The following is a 24,019-nucleotide window of genomic DNA, read 5'->3' as shown; positions in this document are numbered from 1 at the left end:
CCATGAGCGCACGGCTGCGCGGCATCGCGCGAGAGACAGAGTCCATCGTCCTGGCAGGGTGGTACCGCACGCCCGAGGGGCGCGAGGTGACGATCGAGCGTGCCCTGACCACCGCGCTCTCCGGCACCCGGCTGTACGGCCCCGAGCCCGTACCCGTGGCCCTCCTGGACACCGGCCGCAGCCCGGTCACCGAGGTGACGGAGGAGACGAGCCTGCAGGCGGCACGCCGGATGGCGAACGAATCGGCGGCCAGGGTCGCCGTGCTGAACTACGCCTCCGCCCGCAACCCCGGCGGCGGCTATCTGAACGGCGCGCAGGCCCAGGAGGAGTCCCTGTGCCGCGGTTCCGCGCTCCATGCAACGCTGCTGCGCGCCCCCGAGTTCTACGCGCACCACCGCGCCGAACGCAGCGTCTTTTACACCGACCGGGTCATCCACTCACCCGGTGTGCCGGTCTTCCGCGACGACCGGGGCCGGCTGCTGGAATCCCCGTACGCCGCCGGATTCCTCACCTCACCCGCACCCAACGCCGGAGTCATCCGCAGCCGCGACCCGGACCTGGTCCCTCGCATACCCGCCGCACTGGCGAGCCGCGCCGAACGGGTGCTCGAAGTCGCCGCCGTCCGCGGCTACCGACGGCTGGTCCTGGGCGCATGGGGCTGCGGCGTCTTCATGAACGACCCGGCCGACGTGGCCGGTGCGTTCCGCGCACTGCTCACCGACGGCGGGCGGTTCGCGGGCCACTTCGAGCAGATCGTCTTCGGCATTCCGGACCGCGACCCCGACTCCGCCGTCCGGGCGGCCTTCACCCGTGCGTTCCGCGGTCAGCTCCAGCCGTAGCGCTCCCGCAGCCGCTCCACGACCCGGTCGAACCTGCCCCGGTCCAGCGCGCAGGCCTCGCGCCGCATCCCGTCCTCATGCACCCGCAGCACCCGGTCCAGATCCACCCAGGACGGCCGTCCCGAGCTGTCCCACGGACCCGCGCCCAGGGCGACCCACTCGTGGTCGCCGTCGTGCTGCCTGCTCGACAGCTGTACGGCGAGAAGGGTGCTGCCCCTCTCCTCCCGGGCCACGACGAGTACCGGCCGGTCCTTCCCCCGCCCGTCGTTCTCCTCGAACGGCACCCAGGTCCAGACGATCTCGCCGGGGTCCGGGTCGCCGTCCCGGTCGGGGGCGTACGAGGTACTGACGGGCCCCACATCGCGGGGTTCGGCCTCCGCGGTGGCGGCAGGACCGCTGCGGCCGGGGAAGTCCGTCGTGCTGTCGCTGCTGTGGTTGTGCTGGAACGTCATCGCAACACCGTAGGACGTGTACGGGCCGGTCCGTGGAGCGGGTCGGGAAACGGACCGCAGGCCGGACCTCATGTTCTCCTCCTGCGTCCGCGCACCTCTCCGGGCGTTTCGCCGACCGGATCCGGATCATGGCGGTGTTTACGTGCCCCGGCCCGTCGGCAGGGCGAAGGGGTCTGTAAGACTGCCGGACGCCATGAGCCATTTACCCGAACCGCCCGCCGCCCTCTCCGTACCGACCAGCGCCGATGTCGCGCGGCTCGCCGGAGTCTCCCGGGCCACCGTGTCCTACGTGCTGAACAACAACACGACCGTGCGCATCAGCGAATCCACTCGTCGCCGGGTCAGGGAAGCCGCCGCCGACCTCGGCTACGTCCCGCACGCGGCGGCCCGGAGCCTTCGGGCCGGCCACACCAGAATGGTGCTGCTGCCTGCCGCGCCGGCCCTGGCGGGAACCTCGTACCAGCGGTTCTTCAGCGGGCTCGAATCCGGCCTGCGCCGCCTGGACTACACCGTCGTGCAGTACGGCAGCGTCGGGCTCGACGGCGACGAGGCGGCCAGGGCCTGGGCAGAACTCCGCCCTGTCGCCGTCGTATCGCCCGGCGGCGTCGACCTCACCCCGCACGGCATCGGAGTACTCACACGCTCCGGTGCCAAGGCCGTGATCACACTGGGCCCGAAACCGGTGGACGGCGCGCACGCCCTCGTCATGGACCAGCGCGAGGTCGGCGGCAGCGCGGTTCGGCATCTGCTCTCCCGTGGGCGCCGCAGGATCGGGGTGGTCATGCCCCAGGAACCCGGCCACGCACTGTTCGCCGAACCACGCCTGGCCGGAGCGGCGCGCGCCGCCGAGCAGGCGGAAGCGGACGCCCGTATCCAGCCGCTGCCCCTGCGGTACGAGGAGCAGTCGGCCGAGGACCTCGCCGCCCGCTGGCGGTCCCTCGGTCTGGACGCCGTGTTCGCGTACGACGACGAATACGCCATGCTGCTGATGAGAGCGCTCCAGGACGCCGGGATCGCCATACCCGCCGAGACGGCCGTGATCGGCGCCGACGACCTGATGCTCGGCCGACTCCTGAGGCCCCGGCTCAGCAGCGTCATCATGGAACTGGCGACCGCGCAGCCGCCGGCCGAGTTGATCGACCGGCTGGTGCAGAACCCCGGAGGCGCGCCGGAGCGCCACGATCTGCTGCGGGCCGCGGTGGTGCCGCGCGAATCGAGCTGAAGCGGGCCGACCGGGTGTCGCGACATGCGGGGCAGACGGCGGATGTCTAGCGTCGTCGGCATGAGCCATCCGCAGAGCTACGAGATTTTGCTGTTCCCGGAACCGGAGGAGTCCGACACCGGGGCGCCCCCGCCCGGCACCGCCATCCGTTCCGCGGTCGTGGCAGCCACCGGGGACACCGGGGCCTCGGGCTACCCGCGCTACGCGGGGGACGGCATGGAGGCGGACATCGACCCGGCCTCGCACACCGTGGAGGCCCTGCTGGTGGACGGCGCGGAGCTGGACTACGGCCTCACGGTCAGGGTCGCCGAGCGGATCGGCGGTACGGAGGCCACAGAGCCGGACAGCGGCGGGACGCCGGGAAAGGACGCCGGGGAGGACGACGCCCCCGGGGCCTCCGCTTCCACCCCATGACGAAGGCGCCTCGTGATGAGGGCCCGGCCGAAAGGCCGGGCCCTCATCACGTCTGCCGCACATCCCCAGGGACTACTGCTGCTCCTGCTTCTGCTCCTCGACGGACTTGCGTACCTCGTCCATGTCCAGGTTGCGTGCCTGGCCGATGACATCTTCCAGCGCCGCCTCGGGGAGCGCCCCTGGCTGCGAGAAGACCGCCACGTTGTCACGGACGATCATCAGCGTGGGAATGGACTGGATCTCGAAGGCGGCCGCCAGCTCCTGCTGCGCCTCCGTATCGACCTTGGCGAAGACCAGATCGGGGTGGCGCTCGGACGCCGAGTCGTAGACCGGGGCGAACTGCCGGCACGGACCACACCAGGAAGCCCAGAAGTCGATCAGCAGAAATTCGTTGTCGCTCACGACCTGATCGAAGTTTTCCTTGGTGAGCTCTACGGTGCTCATACTCTGTTACCTCTCCCTGGGACCGTTCGGACGTGTCCGGCACAACGGTGATGTCACGTGCGCTATTCCGCCTGCCCATGTGGCCGTGGCGCACACCCACGACGACACTGTTCCCATGATTGATGCTGATGGTGCGCAGAGCAGTGAATACGACGTCGTTGTCATCGGGGCGGGCCCTGTGGGGGAGAACGTGGTGGACCGTGCCAGAGCCGCCGGACTGAGCACCGCGGTGATCGAGTCCGAACTCATCGGCGGTGAGTGTTCGTACTGGGCGTGCATGCCCAGCAAGGCGCTGCTGCGCCCGGTCGTCGCACGTGCCGACGCGCGCCGGGTACCCGGGCTGAGCGGCGCGGTGCGGGGGCCGCTCGACGCGGACGCCGTACTTGCCTACCGCGACGAGCAGACCTCCCACTGGAAGGACGACGGCCAGGTCGGCTGGCTGGAGGGCGTCGGCGCGGACATCTACCGCGGAATGGGCCGGCTGACGGGAGTCCGTCAGGTGTCCGTGACGGCGGCCGACGGGTCGGTGCAGCACCTCACCGCCCGGCACGCCGTCGCCGTCTGCACCGGGAGCCGGGCCGTCGTCCCCGCCCTGCCCGGCGTCGGGGACGTCAGGCCCTGGACCAGCCGCGAGGCGACCAGCGCCAAGGAGGTCCCGGGCCGGCTCGTCGTCGTGGGCGGGGGAGTGGTCGGGGTGGAGATGGCCACCGTCTGGCAGGGGCTCGGCGCCGAGGTGACCATGCTGATCAGGGGCAAGCGGCTGCTCCCCAAGATGGAGCCCTTCGCGGGCGAACTGGTCGCCGAGTCCCTGACCGGGGCCGGCGCACGGATCCTGACCGGCGTATCGGCCAAGGAGGTGCGCAGAGCGGGCCACGACGGTCCGGTCACCGTCGAACTGGACAACGGAGAACGCCTGGAGACCGACGAGATCCTCTTCGCCACCGGCCGGGCGCCGCGTACCGACGATCTCGGCCTCGACACGGTGGGGCTAAGGCCCGGTTCCTGGCTCGCCGTCGACGACAGCTGCCGCGTGGAGGGCAGCGACTGGCTGTACGCGGTCGGCGATGTCAACCACCGCGCGCTCCTGACCCACCAGGGCAAGTACCAGGCCCGGATCGCGGGAGCCGCGATCGCGTCCCGCGCGCGGGAAACGCCCCTGCTGGAGACGGACCGCTGGGGCGCGCACGCGGCCACCGCCGACCATGCGGCCGTCCCCCAGGTCGTGTTCACCGACCCCGAGGCGGCCTCGGTCGGCCTCACCCTGGCGGAGGCGGAGGCGGCGGGCCACAGGGTCCGGGCCGTCGACTACGACCTGGCCTCGGTCGCCGGATCCGGCCTGTACGCGCGGGGGTACAAGGGCCGGGCCAGGATGGTCGTCGACCTGGACCGCGAGATCCTGCTCGGCGTCACCTTCGTCGGACCGGGAATCGGTGAACTGCTGCACTCAGCGACGATCGCAGTGGCGGGTGAAGTGCCGATCGGGCGACTCTGGCACGCGGTGCCCGCGTACCCCACGATCAGCGAGGTGTGGCTGCGGCTGCTGGAAGCTTTCAGGGGTTAGGAACCCCGGTTGCAGCTAGACGGCGGAGACGCCGATCGAGCGTTCCTGCGACGGTCCTGACCGTTGCTGCATCGGCGCCCGTGTCTCCCAGGTCCTGGGCGCGGCGAGGGGGCGGCCCGGGAGCGTCGGGCGGGCCGGTGCCGCCCCCCGACTGGTCCCGTTATCCCACATTCTGGACGATATTTAACCGGTCCGTGAGATGCGTGAGATCGTTGCGGTGCCCGCACCGGTCGCGCGGCCTTGCCACGAGGGGTCCTGCGCCGCCGTGGGGGACCGTCGGCCCTCTACGTCGACGGCCGCACTCCGCCCTCGTGGGAAAGCCCCAGAGATGTACGCTCCCGTCACCGGGCCCGCCGAGGCCCCGTCGCAGTCCCCGGCCGAGGCCGCGCCCGCCAACTCGCGGTCCCGCGTCCTGATCGCCAGCCTCATCGGCACGACGATCGAGTTCTACGACTTCTACGTCTACGCAACCGCCGCGGTCCTTGTCTTCCCGAAACTCTTCTTCCCGAGCAGCGACGCGACCACGGCCCTGCTCTCCTCCTTCGCGGTCTTCGGCGCGGCGATGGTCGCCCGCCCGATCGGCGCGATCGTCTTCGGCCACCTCGGCGACCGCCTCGGCCGCAAGGGCACCCTGGTGGCCTCGCTGCTCACGATGGGCATCGCCACCTTCCTGATCGGCGTTCTGCCGACGTACGCGCAAGCCGGCTGGGTCGCCACGGCATTGCTGGTGCTGATGCGGCTCGCCCAGGGCTTCGCACTCGGCGGCGAGTGGAGCGGCGCGGCCTTGGTCGCCACAGAGAACGCACCCGCCGGGAAGCGCGCGCTGTGGGGCACGTTCCCGCAGCTGGGCGCCCCGCTCGGGTTCATCATCGGCAATGGCCTCTTCCTGGTGATCGCCGCGCTGCTGCCCTCCGCGGCGGGCGCCGACCCCTCGCAGCCCTCCGACGCCTTCCAGAGCTGGGGCTGGCGGATCCCGTTCCTGTTCTCGGCTGTCATGGTCGCGATCGGTCTGTGGGTACGCATGCGCCTGGTCGAGTCGCAGGTCTTCGCGAAGACGCAGGAGACCGGCAAGGTCCGCAAGCTGCCGCTGGCCACCGTCTTCCGCCACCACTGGAAGCAGCTGGTCCTCGGCAGCTTCGCGATGCTGGCGACGTACGTCCTCTTCTATTTGATGACGACGTTCTCGCTGAGCTACGGCCGCACCGCCGAGGACGCGGACGTTCCGGGCCTCGGCTACAGCTACACCGCGTTCGTCCTGATGATGATCTTCGGTGTGTTGTTCTTCGCCGCGTTCACCCTGATCTCCGGCCCGCTCGCGGACAAGTACGGCCGCCGCAAGACTCTCGCCTGGGTCACCGCCGGTATCATCGTCTTCGGCCTGGTCTGGGTGCCGTTGATCAACCTGGGCACGCTCGGCGTGGTCCTGTGGCTGGTCCTCGGCTTCACCCTGATGGGCACGACGTTCGGCCCGATGGGCGCGATGCTCCCGGAGCTCTTCCCGACCAGCGTCCGCTACACCGGCTCCGGCATCGCCTACAACGTCAGTTCCATCCTCGGCGCGGCCGTCGCCCCGTTCGTCGCGGTCGCCCTCTGGGAGGCCGGCGACGGCTCCCCGTGGCTGGTCGGCGTCTACCTCTCCGTGATGGGCGTCCTCACCCTGACCGCCCTCCTTATCGGCGAGGAGACGAAGGACGTGGCCCTGGACGAGGGCGAGGCCCCGGCGACCCTCGGCCGGGCCGAGGCCCCGTCCGCCTGACGCGGACCTAGGGTCTGTTGCGACAGTGCTGGTCGCAGCCATCAACGCGTGGCTTCGACCAGCACTGTCGCAACAGACCCTGGAACGGCCGGATAGCCCTGTCTGGCTGACCCTCCTCGTCGTCTGGCTCGTGCTGAGGGGGGCACCGCCTTCCCGCTCGTCTCCGAACTCCGGTTGCTCGACTCCTTGCCCGACGGGTGGGCGGCTCCCTCGACGGCCTGCGCCCCTACTGCGAGTCCGGCGACTTCGAGCGGGCCTACACCGAGCCCGTCGCCCACGCCGTGAACTTCGTCCGCCATTTCCTCGCTCAGGAACACCCGGCGTGGCTGGAGGACCTCGCCCCCTGCGAGATGCGGGCCAGTCCGGAGGTTCGCGCTCTCGGGAGTGAACGCCAGCGGAGCATGCGGCGTCAGTCCGAAGGAGTGAACGCCGAGGGACTTCCACGTAGGGCAGGACCTCCTCCAGCCGTTCAAGCGTCTCGTCGACGTGACGCAGCTGCATCCGCGGGTGATCGAAGATCAGACTGGCCTTCACCTTGATGCCCTGCTCGCGCGCCAGCCGCATCGACCGCATGATGTCGGCGTACGTATTGCCCTTCTGTATCCCGCCCAGGACCTCGTCGGCCAGTGACTCGACGCCGATGCCGATGTCGTGGACCACATCGGGCGCCTTCCTGAAGAAGGCGCTGACCTCGAACGGGTCCTGCGAGGAGAGGAACGGTAGTCGCAGAAGTCGCACTTTCCCCGGTAACAGCCCTGCGAGAGCAGGACCGGATAGATGTGTTCCGGAAGGTAGGCCACATCCTGGACCAGGTTGTACGACAGGGCGCGAACCATGGACCGGACCGCGCCGCCCTTCGCCGAGGCGTGGCGCAGCCTGCCCGTCTCGTCGAGATACGTGGCGCCCGCCACCTCGCCAGCACCGCACTCGCCCCGCAAGTACGCCGCGAGCGTGCGAAATTCCCCGTACAGGCTGTACTCGTAGGAGAGGTCGGCCGAGCAGGTGGTCATCAGCTGTTCGAGCGCCATGTCGTCGGTCAGTTTGATCGCCGCACCACCGAGGATGATCCGCCCCGCGAAACCGGCCTCGCGCAGCCTCCGGCACAGCTCGGCCGTCGCCTCGGTCTGCGTGTGGAACAGGGTCGAGAACGCGACGTGGTCCGGCCCGCGCCGCAGGATTTCCTCGCAACGGCATCCCCGCCAACGTGTGGATGCCGTCCTCGTCATAGCCCGCGGCGAACAGTTCCTCACGGACGGTACCGATGGCCGCCCGGTGGTCGGGCTCCATGGCTGCGAACACGTACCGGCCTGGTGGTGTTCGCTGAAGCTGTCGAGCGTCACGGTTCCACTTCACCTTGACTCGGGGGCAGCTGTTTCGCGTTGTCGTCACAGATGGTCAGGTTGGCACGGACCACGTCGACCACCTGTGGGAGGTGATCGGCGCCCTGCGTACGAGGTCGACGACCAGATGGTCCGGTAGTACCGGCAGCTCCTCCAGGCCCGCCGGCAGCCCGTCTGGCGCCCCTTCACCACTTGCTCCGCCGCCTCCCGGGCGTCGTCCCCTCGGCCGAGGCAGTGTGGATGACGAGGCTGAACGCCTGAGCTGCGATCAATCAGGCGCCGAGCGACAGACTCCGGTGCTTCAGATCGCCTGGGGGTACAGCAGGCAGTCCTGCGGGCGGATGAGCAGGTTGATCTCGCGGCCGGTGTGGCGTTCCGCGCTCTCGGCGTGGAATCGCAGGCCACCGATTGCGAGTTGGTACTCGAAGCGGGCGCCGGTGTACGAGCACTGCTCGATCGTGGCCCTCAGGACGTTGACGGTGGTGTCATCGGGCCTGACGTCCGCGCGGTCGCTGAGGGTGATGCGCTCGGAGCGCAGACCGATCGTGGCCGTCGTTCCAGGGGTGGCTGCTTCGGTGTGGGTGACGGTCAGGTGCTGTCCGGTCCCGCCGAGTTCGACATACACGGTGCCGTCGGCCGCAGGTGCTTGGTCGCCGATGAGGCCGTCCAGGAGGTTGCAGCGGCCGATGAAGCCGGCGACATCCGGGGTGGCCGGGGTCTCGTAGATCTCAGCGGGGGTGCCGACCTGCTGGAGCCGACCGTGCATGAACACAGCGACACGGTCGGACAGCGACATCGCCTCGACCTGATCGTGGGTGACGTAGACCGTCGTGATGCCGACCTCCCGCTGAAGGTCCTTGAGCCACAGGCGAGCTTGGTCCCGCATCTTCGCGTCGAGGTTGGACAGCGGCTCGTCCAGGAGCAGTACGCCGGGTGAGTAGACGATGCCGCGGGCCAGGGCGACGCGCTGCTGCTGGCCTCCCGAGAGCTGGTGGGGGTAGCGGTCGCGCAGGTGCAGCATGTCGACCTTGCCGAGGGCGTCGTCGATCAGATGCTGCTGCTCGGTCTTGGTGAACTTGCGGAGCTTCAGCGGCATGGCGAGGTTGTCGGCGATGGTCATGTGCGGCCATAGGGCGTACGACTGGAAGACCAGACCAAGGTTGCGGCCCTCCGGCGGCACGGTGGTGCGTGGGTCGCCGTCGAAGAAGACCTGGTCGCCGACTCGAATCGTGCCGGAGTCAGGGGTGTCGAGCCCGGCGACGCACGACAGTGTCGTGGACTTGCCGCAGCCGGAGGGGCCGAGCAGGGTGAAGAATTCACCGTCCGCGACGGTGAAGTCGATGCCTTCCAGGACAGTGGTGCCGTTGAAGGACTTCTTGATGTTCTTGACGGCCAGCTCAGGCATGAGCTTTCTCCTTCTTGTCCTTCTTGCCCCGCATCAGGAATCCGGCGAGGCCGGCGACGAGGGCGGTGACGGCGATCTGCAGCGTGGCGAGCGCGGCGACGGAGCCGGTTTCACCTTGGGTCCACAGATCGATGGCGGTGGTGCCGATGACCTGCGACTCGGCACCGGCCAGGAACATGGCCGGCGCGTACTCGCGGATCATCTGGGTCCAGATGAGCAGGAACGAGGCGAGCATCGCCGGCATCAGCAGGCGGATCAGAATGCGGGACACGGTCCGCCACCAGTCGGCTCCGGCCACTCGTGCGGCGTTGTCCAGCTCCATACCGAGCTGCATCGTCGCCGGGGAGATCGCTCCGTACGCCGACGGAAGAGCTCGCACACCGAAGGCGATGATCAGCGCGAGCAGCGTGCCGCTCAGCGCGTCTCCGCCCGGTATCCAGGCGAACGCCCAGAAGAAACCGATGCCGACGATCAGACCCGGCACTGCGTGCGGCGACTGTGCGGTGGTCTCCAGGACGCGTGCGAAGCGGAAGTCGGAGCGGCGGGACACCAACACCACGACCGTACCCAACAGCGTGACGGCGACTGCGCCGATGAACGCCACGGTGACGCTGTTGGTGATCGACTCCGTGTACGGCTCGTAGGCGAAGATCAGCCGAAAATTGTCGAGGGTGAGCAGCTCGAACGGGTTCACCAGCGGTGTGAGCAGAGAGGTGAACGCTCGCAGGACCAGGGCGATCATCGGCAGCAGCGCACCGAAGACGACGTAGAGCCCGACGAAGGCGAAGCCGAGCCACTTCCAGCCGCCGATGTCGAGGAGGTGCGAGCGGTTGGCCTTGCCGCGCACCGATACGAACCGCTGGGCGTGGCGGAGAAGCCGCGTCTGCAGTACGACCAGTCCGATCGTGGTGAGCAGGACGAAGGTTGAGGCTGCGCCCAGCAGACCGTAGTCCGGGCTGATGGAGTCGATGCCCTGCTCGTACAGGAAGTTGGAGAAGAGGGTGATGCCGGCGGGTTCGCCGAGGATCAGCGGGATGGAGAGTGTCTCGACTCCTGTGCCGAAGATCAGCAGTCCCGCGTAGAGCATCGGCGGGCGCAGCATCGGCACGACGACGGAGCGCAGGATGCGGAAGGGCCCGGCGCCGACCGTGCGGGCGGCGTTCTCCAGCGAAGTGTCGGATGCCGCGAGGGCGTTGGCGCAGAAGAGGTACGCGACCGGTACCTGGGCGACTGCCTCGACGAACGCCATGCCGGGCAGTGAGTACAGGTTCCATGGCACCCAGCCGAGGCCTTCGCGCACTGCGGTGGTCAGGAACCCGGCGGGTCCGTAGACCACGATCCAGCCGAAGGCGAGGACCAGCGGCGAGACGTAGATGGGCCAGCGCAGCAGCTGTCCCACGATCCGGGCGGCGGGGAAGCGGGTGCGTTCCAGGAGCACCGCCATCGGGACGGCGATGGCGAGCGCGAAGAGTGTCGTGAGGGCGGCGAAGAAGAGGGTGTCGAGAATGATCGAGCCGAAGCCGGCCTCGGTGAAGAGACGGGTGTAGTTCGACAGGGTGAAGGCGCCGCCCGCTGCGTACAGTGGCTCGTTGCGAATGGACTGGTAGAGGATCGGGATGACGGGTGCGAGGACGAGCGCGGCGGTGACGAGGAAGGTCAACCAGTGAATGGTGATCTCGCGTCCGGCGCCGAACAGTCGACGGTACTGCGGCGGGCCAGGGTTCCCGGCGCTGAGGGCGCGGCGGTCCGGCGCGGGGGCCGGGGGTGTCTGAATGGCCATGACGACTCCGTACGGACAAGGCGGGTGCGGAACTGGAGGTGCGGGGAGGCGAGGCGGGGGTGGTCAGCCCCTTGCTTTCTCCCAGCGCTCGACGTATGCCTCCTGCGTGTGCTCCGGGACCTGGACGTAGCGGTAGCGGTGGACGCGGTCGGCGCCCAGTCGGCGCTCGATGTCCTGCAGGCTGTCCATGCCGTCCTGGCGCACGCCTTGCCGGTACGGAACGAGGCCTCCCGCGCCGACCGCTTCCTGGCCGTCGGCGGAGAGCACGAAGTCGAGGAAGAGGCGGGCCGCGTTGGGGTGTGGTGCGGTCTTCACGACGGACACTCCGCGCGGGATGAGGAGGGTGCCCTCCGTGCAGTAGCTCCAGCCGAGCAGGCCGGCGCTGTTTTCGGCCGCGGGGATGGCGACACCACCGCTGAGGTTGATGGAGAAGTCGTACTCGCCGGAGATGACTTTCTCGACGAGTGCACCCGTAGAGTGGTCGGCTCGCGTGAACGGCAGGACGCGCCGGAAGGTGTTCCAGCCGTCGGGGACCTGGGCGGTGTAGCCCTGGTTGCTGGAATAGCCGTACGCGTTCGTCGGGTCGTACACGCCGATCTTGCCGCGGAAGCGGGAGGGCTTGGCCTCGACGACGGTGGCCAGCGAGCGGAGTCCTTCGGGGTACTGGGAGGGGGTGAGCGTCCTACGGTTGTAGAGGACGACGACCGGGTCGGTCGACATAGCCCACACACCCGGCAGCATCTCGGCCCAGTCGGGCAGGTGTGCCTGCTCCGGGGAGCGGTAGTCGGCGGCGATGCCACGTGTCGCGTAGTCGGCCCAGAGGGGGCCGCCGTTGTTCACCAGCAGGTCGGCGGGGGATGTGCCGGCAGCTGCCTCGCTGTAATAGCGCTCGTAGACCGCTGAGCCACCGAGGTTCGTGGCCCGGATGTCGGACAGCCATGGGTAGCGCCGGGTGAACGCGTCGAAGGTCGGCTGCCAGTTGGTCTGCGAGGTGTTGGAGTAGATCAGGAGCTTCTGTTCCCGACGCGACGCCTCCACGATCTCGTCGTACGTCGTGGGGTAGTACGAAGGTGCGCGGGGCGCGGCGGCCTCTGCCTCTTCTGCGGTGCACCCGGCGAGCGTGCTGCTCGTGGCGGCGAAGGCGCCGACGGCCGCGGCGGTGTGCAGGATGCGACGGCGGGACGGCCGGGACTCGGGAGCCGGGGCGGCTGCGGGCCCGGATCGGGTGGAATTCATGGAGGCTCTTCTCGTAGGGGGCGCCAACGGCGCTGTCAGCTGCTTCGAGAGACCGGCTGGCCGGTGGGCGCCGGTGGAGCGTAGGGCTCGGGGGCGGAGTGACCGTGGCGCGCGGAGGGGCGCGGCCGGGGCGTACCCGCGGGCCCGGCAGGTGGATCGGTCGGGCTGCGCCCCGGCGGGTACCTGTCCTCGGCCTATGACTCCGCGACGGCACGGCGTGCGACGTACGGCAGAATGCCGCCGTGCCGGAGATAGGCCAGTTCCTGCTGGGAGTTGAGGCGCAGCCGGAGGCGGGCCGAGGCAGGGGGGTGACCGGGACGCTCGATCAGCAGGCCGATGGAATTGGTGCCTACGCGCAAGCTGTCGAGTCCGTCGAAGCCGAGCACTTCCTCGCCCGTGAGGGCGTATGCCGACGCGTCGTCGCCCGGCTCGAATTCCAACGGCAGCACCCCCATCCCGATCAGGTTGCTGCGGTGGATGCGCTCGTAGGACTCGGCGACGACGGCCCGTACACCCAGCAGCGCCTGCGCCTTGGCGGCCCAGTCGCGGCTGGATCCGGCACCGTAGTTGCGGCCCGCCACCACCACCAGGTCGTGGCCTGCCGCGCGGTAGGTCGGCGCGGCCTCGTGCACGGGCAGTACGGTGCGGCGGTCGGCGGTGTGGGCGTGGCCGCCCCGGTACTCGCCGGTCTCTTCGAGCAGCCGGTTGGAGACGGCGGCGTTGCTGAAGGCGCCGCGCAGCATGACCTCGTGGTTGCTGCGGCGGGTGGAGTACTGGTTGAGATCCCGCCGGGCGACTCCCCGCTCGGCGAGCCACTGCCCAGCGGCGCTGCGTGCGGGGATGGCGCCGGCCGGTGAGATGTGGTCGGTCGTGATGTCGTCGCCGAGCAGCAGCAGCACCTTGGCCCGGTCGATGCGCAGCCGCTCGGGCGCCGCAGCCGGCAGGTTCGTCAGGTGAGGGGGACGGCGGATGTATGTCGACTCCGGTGCCCAGGGGAAGTGGATGCCGCTGGGCGCTTCGACGGCCTGCCAGGCCGGGGTGCCATCACGCAGCCGCTCGGCGTTGGCCCGGAACATCTCGGGCCGCACCGACGCGGCCACCCGCGCGGCGACCTCGTCGTCGGCGGGCCACAGGTCCGTCAGGTAGACGGAGGAGCCGTCGGGGCCGGTGCCGAGCGGGTCGTGGTCGAAGTCGTGCAGGATCGAGCCGGCCAGTGCGTAGGCGACCACCAGCGGTGGTGATGCGAGGTACGACTGGGCGATGCGCGGATTGACGCGGCCGGCGAAATTGCGGTTGCCGGACAGGACGGCCACCGGGTCGGTCGCCCCGTCGGCGGAGAGCCGCTCCAACTCGGCATGCAGAGGCCCGGAGTTGCCGATGCAGGTCATGCAGCCGAAGCCGACGATATGGAACCCGGTCCCCTCCAGCGCGGCCAGGAGACCGGCCTCGCGCAGGTACTCCTCGACAACGCGGGAACCGGGGGACAAGGACGTCTTCACCCAGGGCTTGGAGGACAGCCCGGCTTTCAGCGCCCGCTCGGCGAGCAGCGCGGCCTGCACGATCAGCGTCGGATTGGCGGTGTGCGTGCAACTGGTGATCGCGGCGATGGCCACCGGCCCCGCAGGCAGTGGCTCCTCGAAAGCATTCGGCGTGGCCTGGGTGAGACCGGCGGTGGGCCGGAAGGAACCCGGGACGCGGGACAGGGGCAGACGCTGGTGGGGCAGGTCGGGGCCGGCCAGGCTCGGCTCCACCGAGGTCAGGTCGAGGTGAATGAGGTCGTCGTAGTCCGGTTCGGCGCTGTTGTCGGTCCGTTTGAGTCCCTGCGCGGTGAGGTACGCGTCGACGAGCCGGACATGCTCCTCGTCCCGGCCGGTCAGCCGCAGATAGGCCGCGGTCTCGTCGTCGAACGGAAAGTAGACGCAGGTCGCGCCGTACTCGGGAGCCATGTTGGAGACTGCGGCGCGCTCCGCCCAGCCGAGTGTGAGTGCGCCGGGGCCGCAGAACTCGACGAACTTGTCCACCACGCCCTTGGCGCGGAGCAGTTCGGTGAGAGTGAGCGCGAGGTCCGCGGCGCCGACGCCGGAGCGCAGACGGCCGGTCAGTCGCACACCCACCACGGACGGATACGGGATGGTGACCGGCTCGCCGAGCATCGCGGCCTGCCCCTCCAGGCCGCCCACGCCCCAGCCGACGACACCCAGCGCGTTGATCATCGGAGTGTGGCTGTCGGTCGCGACGAGCACGTCCGGGTGGAGCCAGGGCAGTCCACCGTCGGCCGCGTCCGCGCGCCAGACGACGCGGGCCAGGGCCTCCATGTTGACCTGGTGGATGATTCCGGTCCCGGGAGGAACGACCCGGAAGTTCCGCACATTGCGTTCGGCCCATTTCACGAACGCGTACCGCTCCGCATTGCGACGGAAGTCGATCTGCAGATTGCGCTCGACGGCGTCCGGCCGCCCGTACTCCTCGACGATGACCGAGTGATCGACGGTCAGGTCCACCGGGACGGAGGGCTGCAACCGCGCCGGGTCGCCTCCGAGTTCGGCGACGCTGTCCCGCAGGGCCGCGAAGTCGGCCAGGGCCGGAAGGCACGTGGTGTCGTGCAGCATGATCCGGTTCGGGTGCACGGGCACCTCGCAGTCCACCTCGCCCGTCCGGACTCGGGCGAGCATGTCGTCGAGCGCGGCCGGGGAGCGCCGGGCGACGTTCTCCAGCAAGACCCTCACCGCGTACGGAAGGGCCGCGAGCCGCGCGGGCGGCAGCAGCCGTTCCAGCGGGTGGTAGCGGTATGCGTGGCCGTCCACGGTCAGGACGTCAGTGTGGTCTGTGCTCATGATCCCTGCTGTTGGTCCGTGGGAGACATCGACGCCGTCGTCCTGGCGTGGACCTCGCTGGCGGCCCAATATTGTCTTAAGGTGCTGATTGATACAACCATTGGGATGGAGAAATCTGAGCAGCGATGCCGAACGGAAGCCGGCGGCGCATAGAGCACGTGTGTGTTCGGGAGCCCGTGGTGCGGGTCCCGCGTCGGCCTCGGGGGTGCTCCGGCCGCGCCCCCCGACGCCCGGCGGTCTGGTATCGGGCAACCGGGGTGTGAGGGGGCGGGGGGTCAGCTACCCGTCTTGATGATCCGCACCTTGTCCAGGTGGTCACGCAGGAACGCGGAAGCTTCTTCGACGGCGCCGCTCTCCACCAGGTCGAGCAGCCTCAGATGCTCCCGGGCCTGGCCGGCCAGGCGGGAGCGGTCCAGCTGGAGGCGGTACTCGATGAGACGGCGAAGCCGGTTCTGCCGGCGCACGGCGTCCAGGAGGAACTGATTGCCCGAGCAGCCCACGAGCATTTCGTGGAACGAGGCGTTGACCTGGAACAGCTCGGCCCGTGGCAACAGGAGGATGTCGCCGCGCAACAGCGCCTCCTGTTGTGCGCGGTGCCGGGCGAACAGCTCCGGATCCACCATGAAACCTGGCTCGAGCAGCGCGTTGGGCTCGATGATCATGCGGAAGCGATAGCTCTGGGCGTGTGCCTCGACGGTCGAGAACGCGTGCTGGAACTCCCAGCCGCGCCCGCCCGTCCTGCGGCGGACCAGGTCCTCGTTCTCCATGCGTGCGAGTACGCGCTCGGCCTGACGTGGTGCCAGCTGATAGGCGCGGCTGACATCCGCCGCGGTGAACGGGCCGGAGAACCGGCCCCCGACGTAGTCGTCGGCGATCCGGAAGTACGCGTCCTGCTCCACGTCCGTGCCCTTGTCCAGGTCGGTGCGGGACAGGGCGGCTGCGCTGCGGGCGAGGAAGAAGCCGCGGTTGGCTTCCCGGGTGAGGATGCCGACCTCGGTGAGGAAGAGCATGGCCTTGCGGACCGGTGTGCGTGAGACATCCAGCTCATCCGCCACCCACTGTTCGGTGACGTGAGCGCCCTCTTCGAATCCGCTGCGGCGCAGGAGGTCCACCAGGCGGGTGGCGAGGGTGGTGGTCAGGTTCGGCCTCGACATCAGCCTCTGCGCTCTTCGGATGGGTACGCGGACGGCTCCATCTTAGAAGCTTCGGGACCGGCGTCCCTCTGGCCGGCGGCGTGAGGTTCACACGGAGGATGATTGTGTCTAGAGTCACGATAATACAAACGGCCCGTGTCATGACGATCGAAGGTTCCGATGCATACGACGACTCCCGTGCCCACCGCCGACCTCGCCGACCGGTACGGGGACCGGCTCCGCGTGTGTGAGGTGCAGTTCACCTCCTACGGGGCGGAGCACACCTTCGCCGGGCCGGTGAGGACCGTGTCCTGCCGCGACGACAACGCACTCCTGCACGAGCTGCTGCGGGCCCCCGGCGAAGGCTGTGTCGTGGTCGTCGACGGCGCCGCCTCGCTCCGCACCACCCTCGTAGGGGACCTGATGGCCACCAGGGCCAGGGACAACGGATGGGCGGGGATCGTCGTGCACGGTGCCGTTCGGGACACCGCCGCACTCGCCGGTATCCAGGTCGGAGTGAAGGCGATGGGCACGACGCCGCGCAAGAGCGCGAAGGACGGTGCGGGCTCGGTGGACGTACCGGTGTCGTTCGGCGGAGTCACCTTCACCCCCGGCGACATCCTGCACGCCGACGCCGACGGGGTCGTTCTGCTGCCGCGTGCCTGATGGCCCTGCCGGCACCTGGCCGTCCGTCTTCGGGCGGGCGGCCCGTCCGGTCGCTCAGCGCGACATGAGATCAGACGGGAGCATCGGGCATGCTGTCGAGACCCGGCTGACGCAGGTTCTGATGGATCCGGCTAAGGGAGCGGAAGAGGTTCGGGGCTCCTCTGATCCACGGAGGCGCTGCTGAACGCACCCTTGTGTGCCCAAGCCTCTCCTGTGGCGTCGGCCAGTGCCGAGGCGAGGAACTCCAAGGACTCGAGGGCACCGGCGGGCGCAGGCGTGTGGTTGAGATGGCCGTGTGGCATCCCGGCCGCCAGGTGTGTGCGCACGTGCACTCCTACGGAGACCAACTGTCGCTGCAGCAATTCTCCTGAGGGGCGCAGGTCGTCGAACTGCGACAACGCGATCGCGGTGGGTGGCAGTCCGTCGAGCCGGGCGGCGCCCGGAAGCGCGAGCGGGGGAAGGTCGGTGATCCTTCCGACGTAGTTGTCGACCATCGACTCGACCGCGTCCGGCGGCAATCTGAGGATCTCCGGCATCGCTGCCATCGCACGAGCGGTTTCGGTGTCGAGCGCGGGATTGGGGTAGTGCGCGAAAGGATAGGCCAGCAGGAGACGGTCGGCGGGCAACGAGCTGTCCCGCCCACGGAGGGCTGCGGCCAGCGCCAGGGCCGCTCCGGCGCTGGCACCGCCCAGTGCACGGGTACCGGTTTCCGAACGTGCGCAGAGCCATTCCCATGCCGTGTACACGTCGTCGAGCGGTACCGGGAAGAGGACGCCGTCTCCGGCGAGCCGGTAGCCGACGGACACCACGAGAGCCGAAGCCCGCGCGGCGATTTCCACGCTCACGCCGTGCCCTTCCGGCATGTCGATCGAGCCGTGGCCGAAACCTCCGCCATGCATCCACAACAGCGCGGAGGCCGGTCGGCCCGCCGGCCTGTAGATGCGCAGCGGGATGGTGCCGTGCGGACCGTCGATGTGGTGGTCCTCGGTCGTCACCGAGGAAGATGCTGACCCTTGCTTCATTCTGCCTCCGTGGCCGTTACGGGTGAGTTGAGCATCGTATGGCAGACGGTGAAGGCCGAGTGAGCGCAACAGCCGCATGTGCCCTTCGCGATATACGCGCCCGGCCCGGGCGCTGAGAACGGGGATGGCTCAACTGAGCTTCCGCCAACCTGAAGTCGCAGGTCGAAGGGATGGTGTGACCGGCTTTCGCGGCGCTCACCCTACTCGTGGGCGGGAGCCCATCGAGAAGATCGTCTGCCAGAGGTCAAAATTGTCTCCGAAACGAAGTCCGGGGCAGCGCTCCGGCCCGTGCACCCAGGCTGGGAAACGCAGTTCGTCCCGCTGGCCGGTGCATGCCATCCTGGCCTCGTGCTCCTGAACGATCTCTCCAGCAGTGTCGACCTCCGCCCAGTGCGTTATCGGTTCGCCACCGTTCGGGGCGACTCGTACGACGACAACTGGCTGGTCATTGACGGCACGGTGATGACTCCTGAGCAAAAACTGGTCCTTCGCCGATCCGTGTCTGCTCACCGATGAGGACCGCCAGGTGTCCGCGTGGCTGCGCGCGGTAGCCGCAGGGACGGTGGACGTCAGCGAACCTGATGCCGAATGGCTTCGTTGATGTCTAGGAACAGCGTTTGTCGAGTGTTTCGCGAGGCGGTTGGTATCAACAGGCTTGGGAATGTCGAGAGAAATGACGGCACTGCCGTAGTCGCGGAGTACATCGCTCGAGTGCAGGCGAGAACTGCGGCGTCTACGGTGCCCGCAAGGGGGCTACGTTGAACCGGGAGTGCGCCAGGTGCCGGCACCGTTCAGTGGCTCATGCGCGCCCAGGTCGTCCGTCCGCACCCCTACTTCGCCGGCGATGGTGGTGGTGGTGCGGACGGATGACCTGGGCACCAGTCGGCTCTGTGCCGCGGACTTCACCTACGCCGCGGGCTGGTCAGCAATCTGCACCGATGCTGGAATTATCCTGATCGAGATACGAGAGCCCGAACGCCGGCCTCCCCTGCCTGCTGAGCCGCGTCGGCCAAGTCGGCGATGAACTGTGGACTGATTGCGGTTGTGCGGCGGGACGGTCAGCACGCTCGAGCGACACGGCCGGAATGTTCGCATGCGTTTACGAGAGCACTCACACCTGCGCGTAACCACCGTCGGCGAAGAACTCGGCACCATTGACGTAACTCGACGCGTCCGAGGCAAGGAACGCCGTCACGGCGGCGCCCTCCTCGGGTTCGGCGAGCCGAGCAAGGGGGACTTCACCTTCGGCCTGCTTGAGGACCTCGGGCGGGATCAGCTCCAGCAGACCAGGGGTGTGTGTACCGCCAGCGGATACGACGTCGATCCGAAAGCCATGCGCGCGCGAGCTGAGGGCCCAACCGCGGGCAAGGTTGCGGACCGAGGCCTTCGATGCTGCGTAGACCTCGAGTCCCTGGCTGGGCCGTGTCGTGGCGGTCGAACCTGTGAGGATCACCGAAGCGTTGGCGCTGAGCAGCGGCAGCGCTTGTTGCAGGGTGAAGATCGTTCCCTTGACGTTGGTGGCGGACACCGAGTCGATCAGTTCCTCCGTCACCTCGCCGAACGGAGCCGCGGTGCCGATGCCGGCGTTGGCGACCAGTACGTCGATGCTGCCGGCCTGGTCGCGCACGATGCTGTACAACGCGTCGAGGTCTGAGGGCACCGCAACATCACAGACCACGCCAGTTACGGCAGGTCCGAGCTCGGCGGCCGCGGCGTCGAGCGCGTCCCTGCGGCGACCGGTGATGAAAACCCTGGCGCCCTCGTCGCGGAATGCGCGTGCGGTCGCGAACCCGATGCCGGTGCTACCCCCGGTGACCACGGCGACCGCCGAGGAACGGGCGGCGTTCGCGCCGATCCCTGGGCAGGTGGGCGGCCGGGCGGTGATGGTCATCCCGCACCGTGCGGCGAATGTGGAGGAGACCGTGCTTCCGCCGGACTACCAGCGCATTCTCTCCGTCGTGCGGCAGGCGGCCGGTCCGGTCAAGGCCCGGCAGGTCGGCGAGGTGCTGGGGGTGGACGTCGGCGTGAAGAGCAAGCTGGAGCCGTTGCGCGGGAAACTGATCAGGCTGGCCGACCGCGGCTGGCTGCGGAAGCAGCCCGACGGGCGGTTCACCACCGGTTGTGACCATGGAAGCCGTTGCCCGCGGGCGGTGCTGAGCGGCCGTAACCGGGTTGCCCCCGGTGGCTGTTGGAAATGTGTGATTAAAACGAAAGAGCACACCGAGGACACCTTCCCGCTTGTCGGCCGATCACTACCGGTCACACCCCAGCACGCGACCGCCATGCTCCGGCTCACAGCCTGAGAACCCATCGCCCTGGGATGGGAGGCCGTCTCTCCTGCGGGGGACGGCCGTACATATCCGCAGGGGCACCACCGGGGCCGAACCAGCCGATCAGCAACCCGAGTCGGCGGTGCCCCACGATCCCGCGCCTTGTGTGCATGCGTGGTCTGCACTAGCATCACGGTTGATGCATCAACTAAATTTCAATCCGTGGGCTCCCGTAGCAACTGACATCAGGAACCGGCCCCGTCGGCATGGAGCCGATGAGCCACTTCGAGTGAACGGAGCAGTCGTGGTGGACGTTTTCACCCTCGGCATCACCGGCGGCGCCGGCGGTCTGTTGACGCAATGCTCAATCGCGCCCGCCTTGGCGGAGCGAGGAACGGATGTCACCCTCAGCTAAGGCGGGGGGCCTTGGCACGCGAGCTGAGACCGCAGGGCATAACCGTCAACCTGGCCAGAATGGCCCGGTCGATGCCGATCTGAATCCTGTGGAAAGTTGCGCAGGTGATCTCCACCGTCGCTCAATTCCCTTTGGCCCACGGGGCGGTGGAAGAGCTTGCCGCGGTCCGCCGTCGTCGCGAGTTCGGAGGCTGCCCTGATGCTTCAACTCCCAACGCCTCGCGGGCGCCCCCAGACCACATTCGACCCCCAGCGATCTGTATTCTTTCCTAGCGCGTTCCGTAAGTTTCAATCGAATGAGGACAAATGACTGGAATTATGCCCAACACCCAAGCGCAATCGACGCAGAATCCCCCCGGTGCGGATTTGATCGTGATCAATGCAAAAATCTTCACCAATAACCGCGGCCAGACCGAAGCATCCGCTTTGGCCGTGAAGGGCGGCCGCATCTACTCGGTTGGTGCCGATGTAGATATTTTGAGTTTGAAAAATTCAGAAACGAAGATCATCGACGCGCGTGGCCGTAGACTCATTCCGGGTATTATCGATGCGCACACTCACGTGCTCAACGAAAGTGGCTACACTTACAATATAAGGTGGGACGGCGTACCTACGCTGCGTCGCGCGCTGAGCATGCTGCGCGAGCAGGCGGAGCGAACGCCTGAGGGGCACTGGGTCAAAGTGATCGGCGGCTGGTCCCCCTACCAGTTCGAGGAGAACCGGTTCCCTACGATGGACGAGCTGCACGAAGCCGTGGATAACCGTCCGTTGATCGTGCAATACGCCTATAACCGCGCTTTCCTGAACAGGCAGGCGATGGAATTGTTGGGCGTGGGCACCGATCGGTTTCCCGATCTGCCAGGAACCGAACTCGAGAAGGATGGTCAAGGACATTACACCGGTGTGGTCTACGGATACACATTCACCTTCGTCGCCGTGGAGACCATGGTCCCGCAACTTTCGTTCGACGAAGAAGTCAGCTCGCTGATCCATACCGTCCACGCCCTGAACCGTTTTGGTGTCACCTCGGTCGTGGATGCCGGCGCCAGGGAGGGCTACCCCGAACCCCAAGCCACCGTAGACGTCCTGGCCCGCGACAACCGTCTCAACGTGCGCATGCCCTTCGTCGACATGCAACTCGGCGACGGCAGCCCGATCAATATGGTGGACGCAGAAATTGAAGCGATCACCAAAACCGCTCCCATCAGCCCAGGTCAGAACCTGCACCCGACCCTGGAACATGGCCACGAATATCGTGGCGCCGGCGAAGTGTTGCAGGCGGAAGTGCACGATCATGAGAATTTCGACCGTCCGGCGGTCATCATCGACCCCGACCAGATGCGGCGACACGTCGAGGAAAATGTCGCTAAGTTGGTCCGGCGGCGTATCCCTTTTCGCATGCACATCAGCTACAACGAAAACATTACGCCGTTCCTTGACGCCTTGGAGAAGATGAACGAAACAACGCCGCTAGACGGTTTGCGATGGAGCATTGAACACGCCGAAACCATCACTCCGGAGAACATCGACCGGGTCAAAAGGCTTGGCGGCGGAATTGCCTTGGATGCCAAAATGGCGCTGCATGGAGATGCTTTCATCAAAACGCACGGCCGCGAAAAGGCTCTGAGGACTCCGCGGCTGCGCCAGCTGGTCGATAGCGAAATCCCTCTCGCCATGACCACCGATGCTTTCCGGGCAGCCACCTTCAACCCGTGGGTAGGCGTCAGCTGGATGGTGTCTGGAAAGTCGGTCTCCGGGTCTGAAGTGCTTGCTAAGGCTAATCGCCTGTCCCGCGTCGAGGCACTCAAGCTGTTTACCAGTGGTCCAGCATGGTTCATGAACACAGAATCCGAAATGGGTATGATCGCTCCAGGACACCTGGCGGATTTTGCACTGTTGGACAGGGACTATTTCACCGTTCCTGAAAATCAGATCAAACATGTTTGCTCCGTCTTGACAGTTCTGGATGGAAGGGTGGTGTTCGGGGCGCAGGACTACAGCGCCCTCACGCCGCGTCTGCCCGATATCCTGCCCGCTTGGTCACCCGTGAAATATTTCGGGGGCTACCACCACGGAGCCGAGTAAGCCAACGCTTGAGTGGCGGCCTCCTCGGCCGCCACTCACAGCATGCGGCTCGCGCAAGCTATCGGGGCGGGAACTATGATGAGCCCGTCCGGGTGGTCGGGGTGCGCGGAGACGGGGCCCGAGGTCCGCGACTATCCCTTGCAATCGAACAATGTCGTCACCCTCCGCGATCGCTCCCCAAGATCTGTGCCAGAACCCAGTTTTGAGGCCAGCGGTGGGTGGGTTCTGACTCCAGTGGTGTCGGCGGACAGTTGATGTCGGTGAGTTCTGACTCCGCTGGGGGCCTTGCGGTGGGAGTATCGGAGTGCATCAGCTAGCCCTGGGTGGCTCAAGTGCCCCTTTCGAAGGTCGAGTTGTACGCGGCTATCCGCTATGACGCTCGGGTCGAAGGGCTGTCCAGCAGGGCTTTGTCGGCCAAGTACGGGGTGGGCCGCAGGACGGTCGCGATGGCGCTGGAGTCGGTGTGGCCGGCGCCTCGCAAGCAGAATCCACCCCCCATCTCGCGCCTGGATCCGTTCAAGGCGACGATCGACCAGATCCCGCGGGATGACCTGGACGCGCCGCGCAAGCAGCGGCACACCGTCAAGCGGGTCTTCGACCGGCTGATCGACGGGCATGACAATGCCCTCGCCGAGTCGTTCTGGCAGGGGCTCAAGAGGGAGACGATGCACGAGAGGCTGTTCTCGACGGTGTGTCAGGCAAGGCTGGAGATCTTCCAGTGGCTGACCTACTACAACGCCGCCCGCAGGCGTCACAGCGCCCTCAACCTATCCGCCAATGGAGTTCGAACAGCAGCATCTGCAAGCAGCTAAACTCTCCATCGCGGCATGAGCCCCTGTGTCCACACTCCGGGGGACGCCTCAAGAGGAGCCGCCTCCTCGGACGAGGTCCACACCGGGTGCCCAGCCCGCAGTAGCAGTCCCACGAACGCCTTGCCGGCCCAGTAGGGGGAGGCCGGCCCGGAGTACGCCTGCGCGACGGGCAGGAACGGGCCGCACCAGCCCATGCTGAGCAGCCCGTCTTGGGGTGTGGTATACCACGGTCCGCAAAGTGCTTCAGGGCTCCGGAGGCGAGGCGACGGGTCCGGCCGGGCGGTCTCCTCCTGCAAGGCGCTTGCGCGTCCATGGGCTCTGCACTTGGGCCCTC

At 67.8% G+C, this 24,019-nt stretch carries 20 protein-coding genes and 1 pseudogene; 10 read left to right on the top strand and 11 right to left on the bottom strand.

Going from position 1 to position 24,019, the window contains the following annotated elements:
- Positions 1–2: 2 nt before the first annotated feature.
- On the top strand, positions 3–839 hold the full coding sequence (locus ACWD04_RS20835) for a TIGR02452 family protein (protein WP_451133974.1): 837 nt from the start codon (positions 3–5) through the stop codon (positions 837–839).
- Here the strand turns inward: ACWD04_RS20835 and ACWD04_RS20830 are convergent.
- On the bottom strand, positions 824–1,291 hold the full coding sequence (locus ACWD04_RS20830) for a type II toxin-antitoxin system PemK/MazF family toxin (protein WP_451133972.1): 468 nt from the start codon (positions 1,289–1,291) through the stop codon (positions 824–826). The two genes, ACWD04_RS20835 and ACWD04_RS20830, sit on opposite strands and share 16 nt — an antisense overlap.
- A 193-nt stretch (positions 1,292–1,484) precedes the next feature.
- Here ACWD04_RS20830 and ACWD04_RS20825 point away from each other — a divergent pair, with 193 nt between their 5' ends.
- Both ACWD04_RS20825 and ACWD04_RS20820 read left to right on the top strand, forming a co-directional pair.
- Positions 1,485–2,513 carry a LacI family DNA-binding transcriptional regulator gene (locus tag ACWD04_RS20825; protein WP_451133970.1) on the top strand — a complete coding sequence of 343 codons (1,029 nt, stop codon included), beginning with the start codon at positions 1,485–1,487 and terminating at the stop codon, positions 2,511–2,513.
- A 60-nt stretch (positions 2,514–2,573) separates the two neighbouring features.
- Positions 2,574–2,927 carry a hypothetical protein gene (locus ACWD04_RS20820; protein WP_451133968.1) on the top strand — a complete coding sequence of 118 codons (354 nt, stop codon included), beginning with the start codon at positions 2,574–2,576 and terminating at the stop codon, positions 2,925–2,927.
- A 72-nt stretch (positions 2,928–2,999) separates the two neighbouring features.
- Here the strand turns inward: ACWD04_RS20820 and trxA are convergent, their stop codons facing one another.
- Complete coding sequence (gene trxA, locus ACWD04_RS20815; RefSeq protein WP_451133966.1) at positions 3,000–3,371, bottom strand: thioredoxin; 372 nt, start codon at positions 3,369–3,371, stop codon at positions 3,000–3,002.
- 115 nt (positions 3,372–3,486) lie between these two features.
- Between trxA and ACWD04_RS20810 the strand changes: the two genes are divergently transcribed.
- Both ACWD04_RS20810 and ACWD04_RS20805 read left to right on the top strand, forming a co-directional pair.
- Entirely contained in the window at positions 3,487–4,932 is a 1,446-nt protein-coding gene (locus tag ACWD04_RS20810) for a dihydrolipoyl dehydrogenase family protein (protein ID WP_451133964.1), read from the top strand.
- Between the two features lie 328 nt (positions 4,933–5,260).
- Complete coding sequence (locus ACWD04_RS20805) at positions 5,261–6,688, top strand: MFS transporter (RefSeq protein ID WP_451133962.1); 1,428 nt, start codon at positions 5,261–5,263, stop codon at positions 6,686–6,688.
- 530 nt (positions 6,689–7,218) lie between these two features.
- Here ACWD04_RS20805 and ACWD04_RS20800 read toward each other — a convergent pair.
- The 6 genes from ACWD04_RS20800 to ACWD04_RS20775 form a co-directional block, all read right to left on the bottom strand.
- A complete protein-coding gene (locus ACWD04_RS20800) occupies positions 7,219–7,914 on the bottom strand; it encodes a hypothetical protein (protein ID WP_451133960.1) in 696 nt (231 codons plus the stop codon).
- A gap of 415 nt (positions 7,915–8,329) precedes the next feature.
- Positions 8,330–9,433: an ABC transporter ATP-binding protein gene (locus tag ACWD04_RS20795; RefSeq protein ID WP_451133958.1), complete on the bottom strand. Its 1,104-nt coding sequence runs from the start codon at positions 9,431–9,433 to the stop codon at positions 8,330–8,332.
- Complete coding sequence (locus tag ACWD04_RS20790; RefSeq protein WP_451133956.1) at positions 9,426–11,213, bottom strand: ABC transporter permease; 1,788 nt, start codon at positions 11,211–11,213, stop codon at positions 9,426–9,428. Before ACWD04_RS20790 ends, ACWD04_RS20795 begins: the two co-directional genes overlap by 8 nt.
- A 63-nt stretch (positions 11,214–11,276) precedes the next feature.
- Positions 11,277–12,449 carry an ABC transporter substrate-binding protein gene (locus tag ACWD04_RS20785; RefSeq protein WP_451133954.1) on the bottom strand — a complete coding sequence of 391 codons (1,173 nt, stop codon included), beginning with the start codon at positions 12,447–12,449 and terminating at the stop codon, positions 11,277–11,279.
- Positions 12,450–12,643: 194 nt separating this feature from the next.
- On the bottom strand, positions 12,644–15,283 hold the full coding sequence (gene acnA / locus ACWD04_RS20780; protein WP_451133952.1) for an aconitate hydratase AcnA: 2,640 nt from the start codon (positions 15,281–15,283) through the stop codon (positions 12,644–12,646).
- A gap of 275 nt (positions 15,284–15,558) precedes the next feature.
- A complete protein-coding gene (locus ACWD04_RS20775) occupies positions 15,559–16,437 on the bottom strand; it encodes a GntR family transcriptional regulator (RefSeq protein WP_451133950.1) in 879 nt (292 codons plus the stop codon).
- A 159-nt stretch (positions 16,438–16,596) separates the two neighbouring features.
- Between ACWD04_RS20775 and rraA the strand changes: the two genes are divergently transcribed.
- Positions 16,597–17,082: a ribonuclease E activity regulator RraA gene (gene rraA / locus ACWD04_RS20770; protein ID WP_451133948.1), complete on the top strand. Its 486-nt coding sequence runs from the start codon at positions 16,597–16,599 to the stop codon at positions 17,080–17,082.
- Positions 17,083–17,213: 131 nt separating this feature from the next.
- Here rraA and ACWD04_RS20765 read toward each other — a convergent pair whose 3' ends face one another.
- On the bottom strand, positions 17,214–18,077 hold the full coding sequence (locus ACWD04_RS20765; protein ID WP_451133946.1) for an alpha/beta hydrolase fold domain-containing protein: 864 nt from the start codon (positions 18,075–18,077) through the stop codon (positions 17,214–17,216).
- A gap of 375 nt (positions 18,078–18,452) precedes the next feature.
- Between ACWD04_RS20765 and ACWD04_RS20760 the strand changes: the two are divergent.
- Positions 18,453–18,693, top strand: a pseudogene (locus ACWD04_RS20760) (WapI family immunity protein); the annotation flags it as partial.
- Positions 18,694–19,215: 522 nt separating this feature from the next.
- On the opposite strand, the gene ACWD04_RS20755 reads toward ACWD04_RS20760, so the two are convergent.
- Positions 19,216–19,995, bottom strand: coding sequence for an SDR family NAD(P)-dependent oxidoreductase (locus tag ACWD04_RS20755; RefSeq protein WP_451133944.1), 780 nt, complete (start codon positions 19,993–19,995; stop codon positions 19,216–19,218).
- Between the two features lie 31 nt (positions 19,996–20,026).
- On the opposite strand from ACWD04_RS20755, the gene ACWD04_RS20750 reads away from it, so the two are divergent.
- From ACWD04_RS20750 to ACWD04_RS20740, 3 genes are all read left to right on the top strand, one after another.
- Entirely contained in the window at positions 20,027–20,407 is a 381-nt protein-coding gene (locus ACWD04_RS20750; RefSeq protein ID WP_451133942.1) for a hypothetical protein, read from the top strand.
- Between the two features lie 687 nt (positions 20,408–21,094).
- Positions 21,095–22,873 (top strand): amidohydrolase, encoded by a 1,779-nt coding sequence (locus tag ACWD04_RS20745; protein ID WP_451133940.1) that lies wholly within the window; start codon positions 21,095–21,097, stop codon positions 22,871–22,873.
- 323 nt (positions 22,874–23,196) lie between these two features.
- The gene (locus ACWD04_RS20740) at positions 23,197–23,685 is read left to right on the top strand and encodes an integrase core domain-containing protein (protein WP_451133938.1); all 489 of its coding nucleotides are present in this window, start codon (positions 23,197–23,199) and stop codon (positions 23,683–23,685) included.
- Here ACWD04_RS20740 and ACWD04_RS20735 read toward each other — a convergent pair.
- Entirely contained in the window at positions 23,682–23,879 is a 198-nt protein-coding gene (locus ACWD04_RS20735) for a DUF2264 domain-containing protein (protein ID WP_451133936.1), read from the bottom strand. The two genes, ACWD04_RS20740 and ACWD04_RS20735, sit on opposite strands and share 4 nt — an antisense overlap.
- Positions 23,880–24,019 lie beyond the last annotated feature (140 nt).

The organism is Streptomyces sp. NPDC002911 (assembly GCF_053591835.1).
Note: the sequence above shows the minus strand (reverse complement) of the source record. Positions and strands in the feature narration are given on the sequence as shown.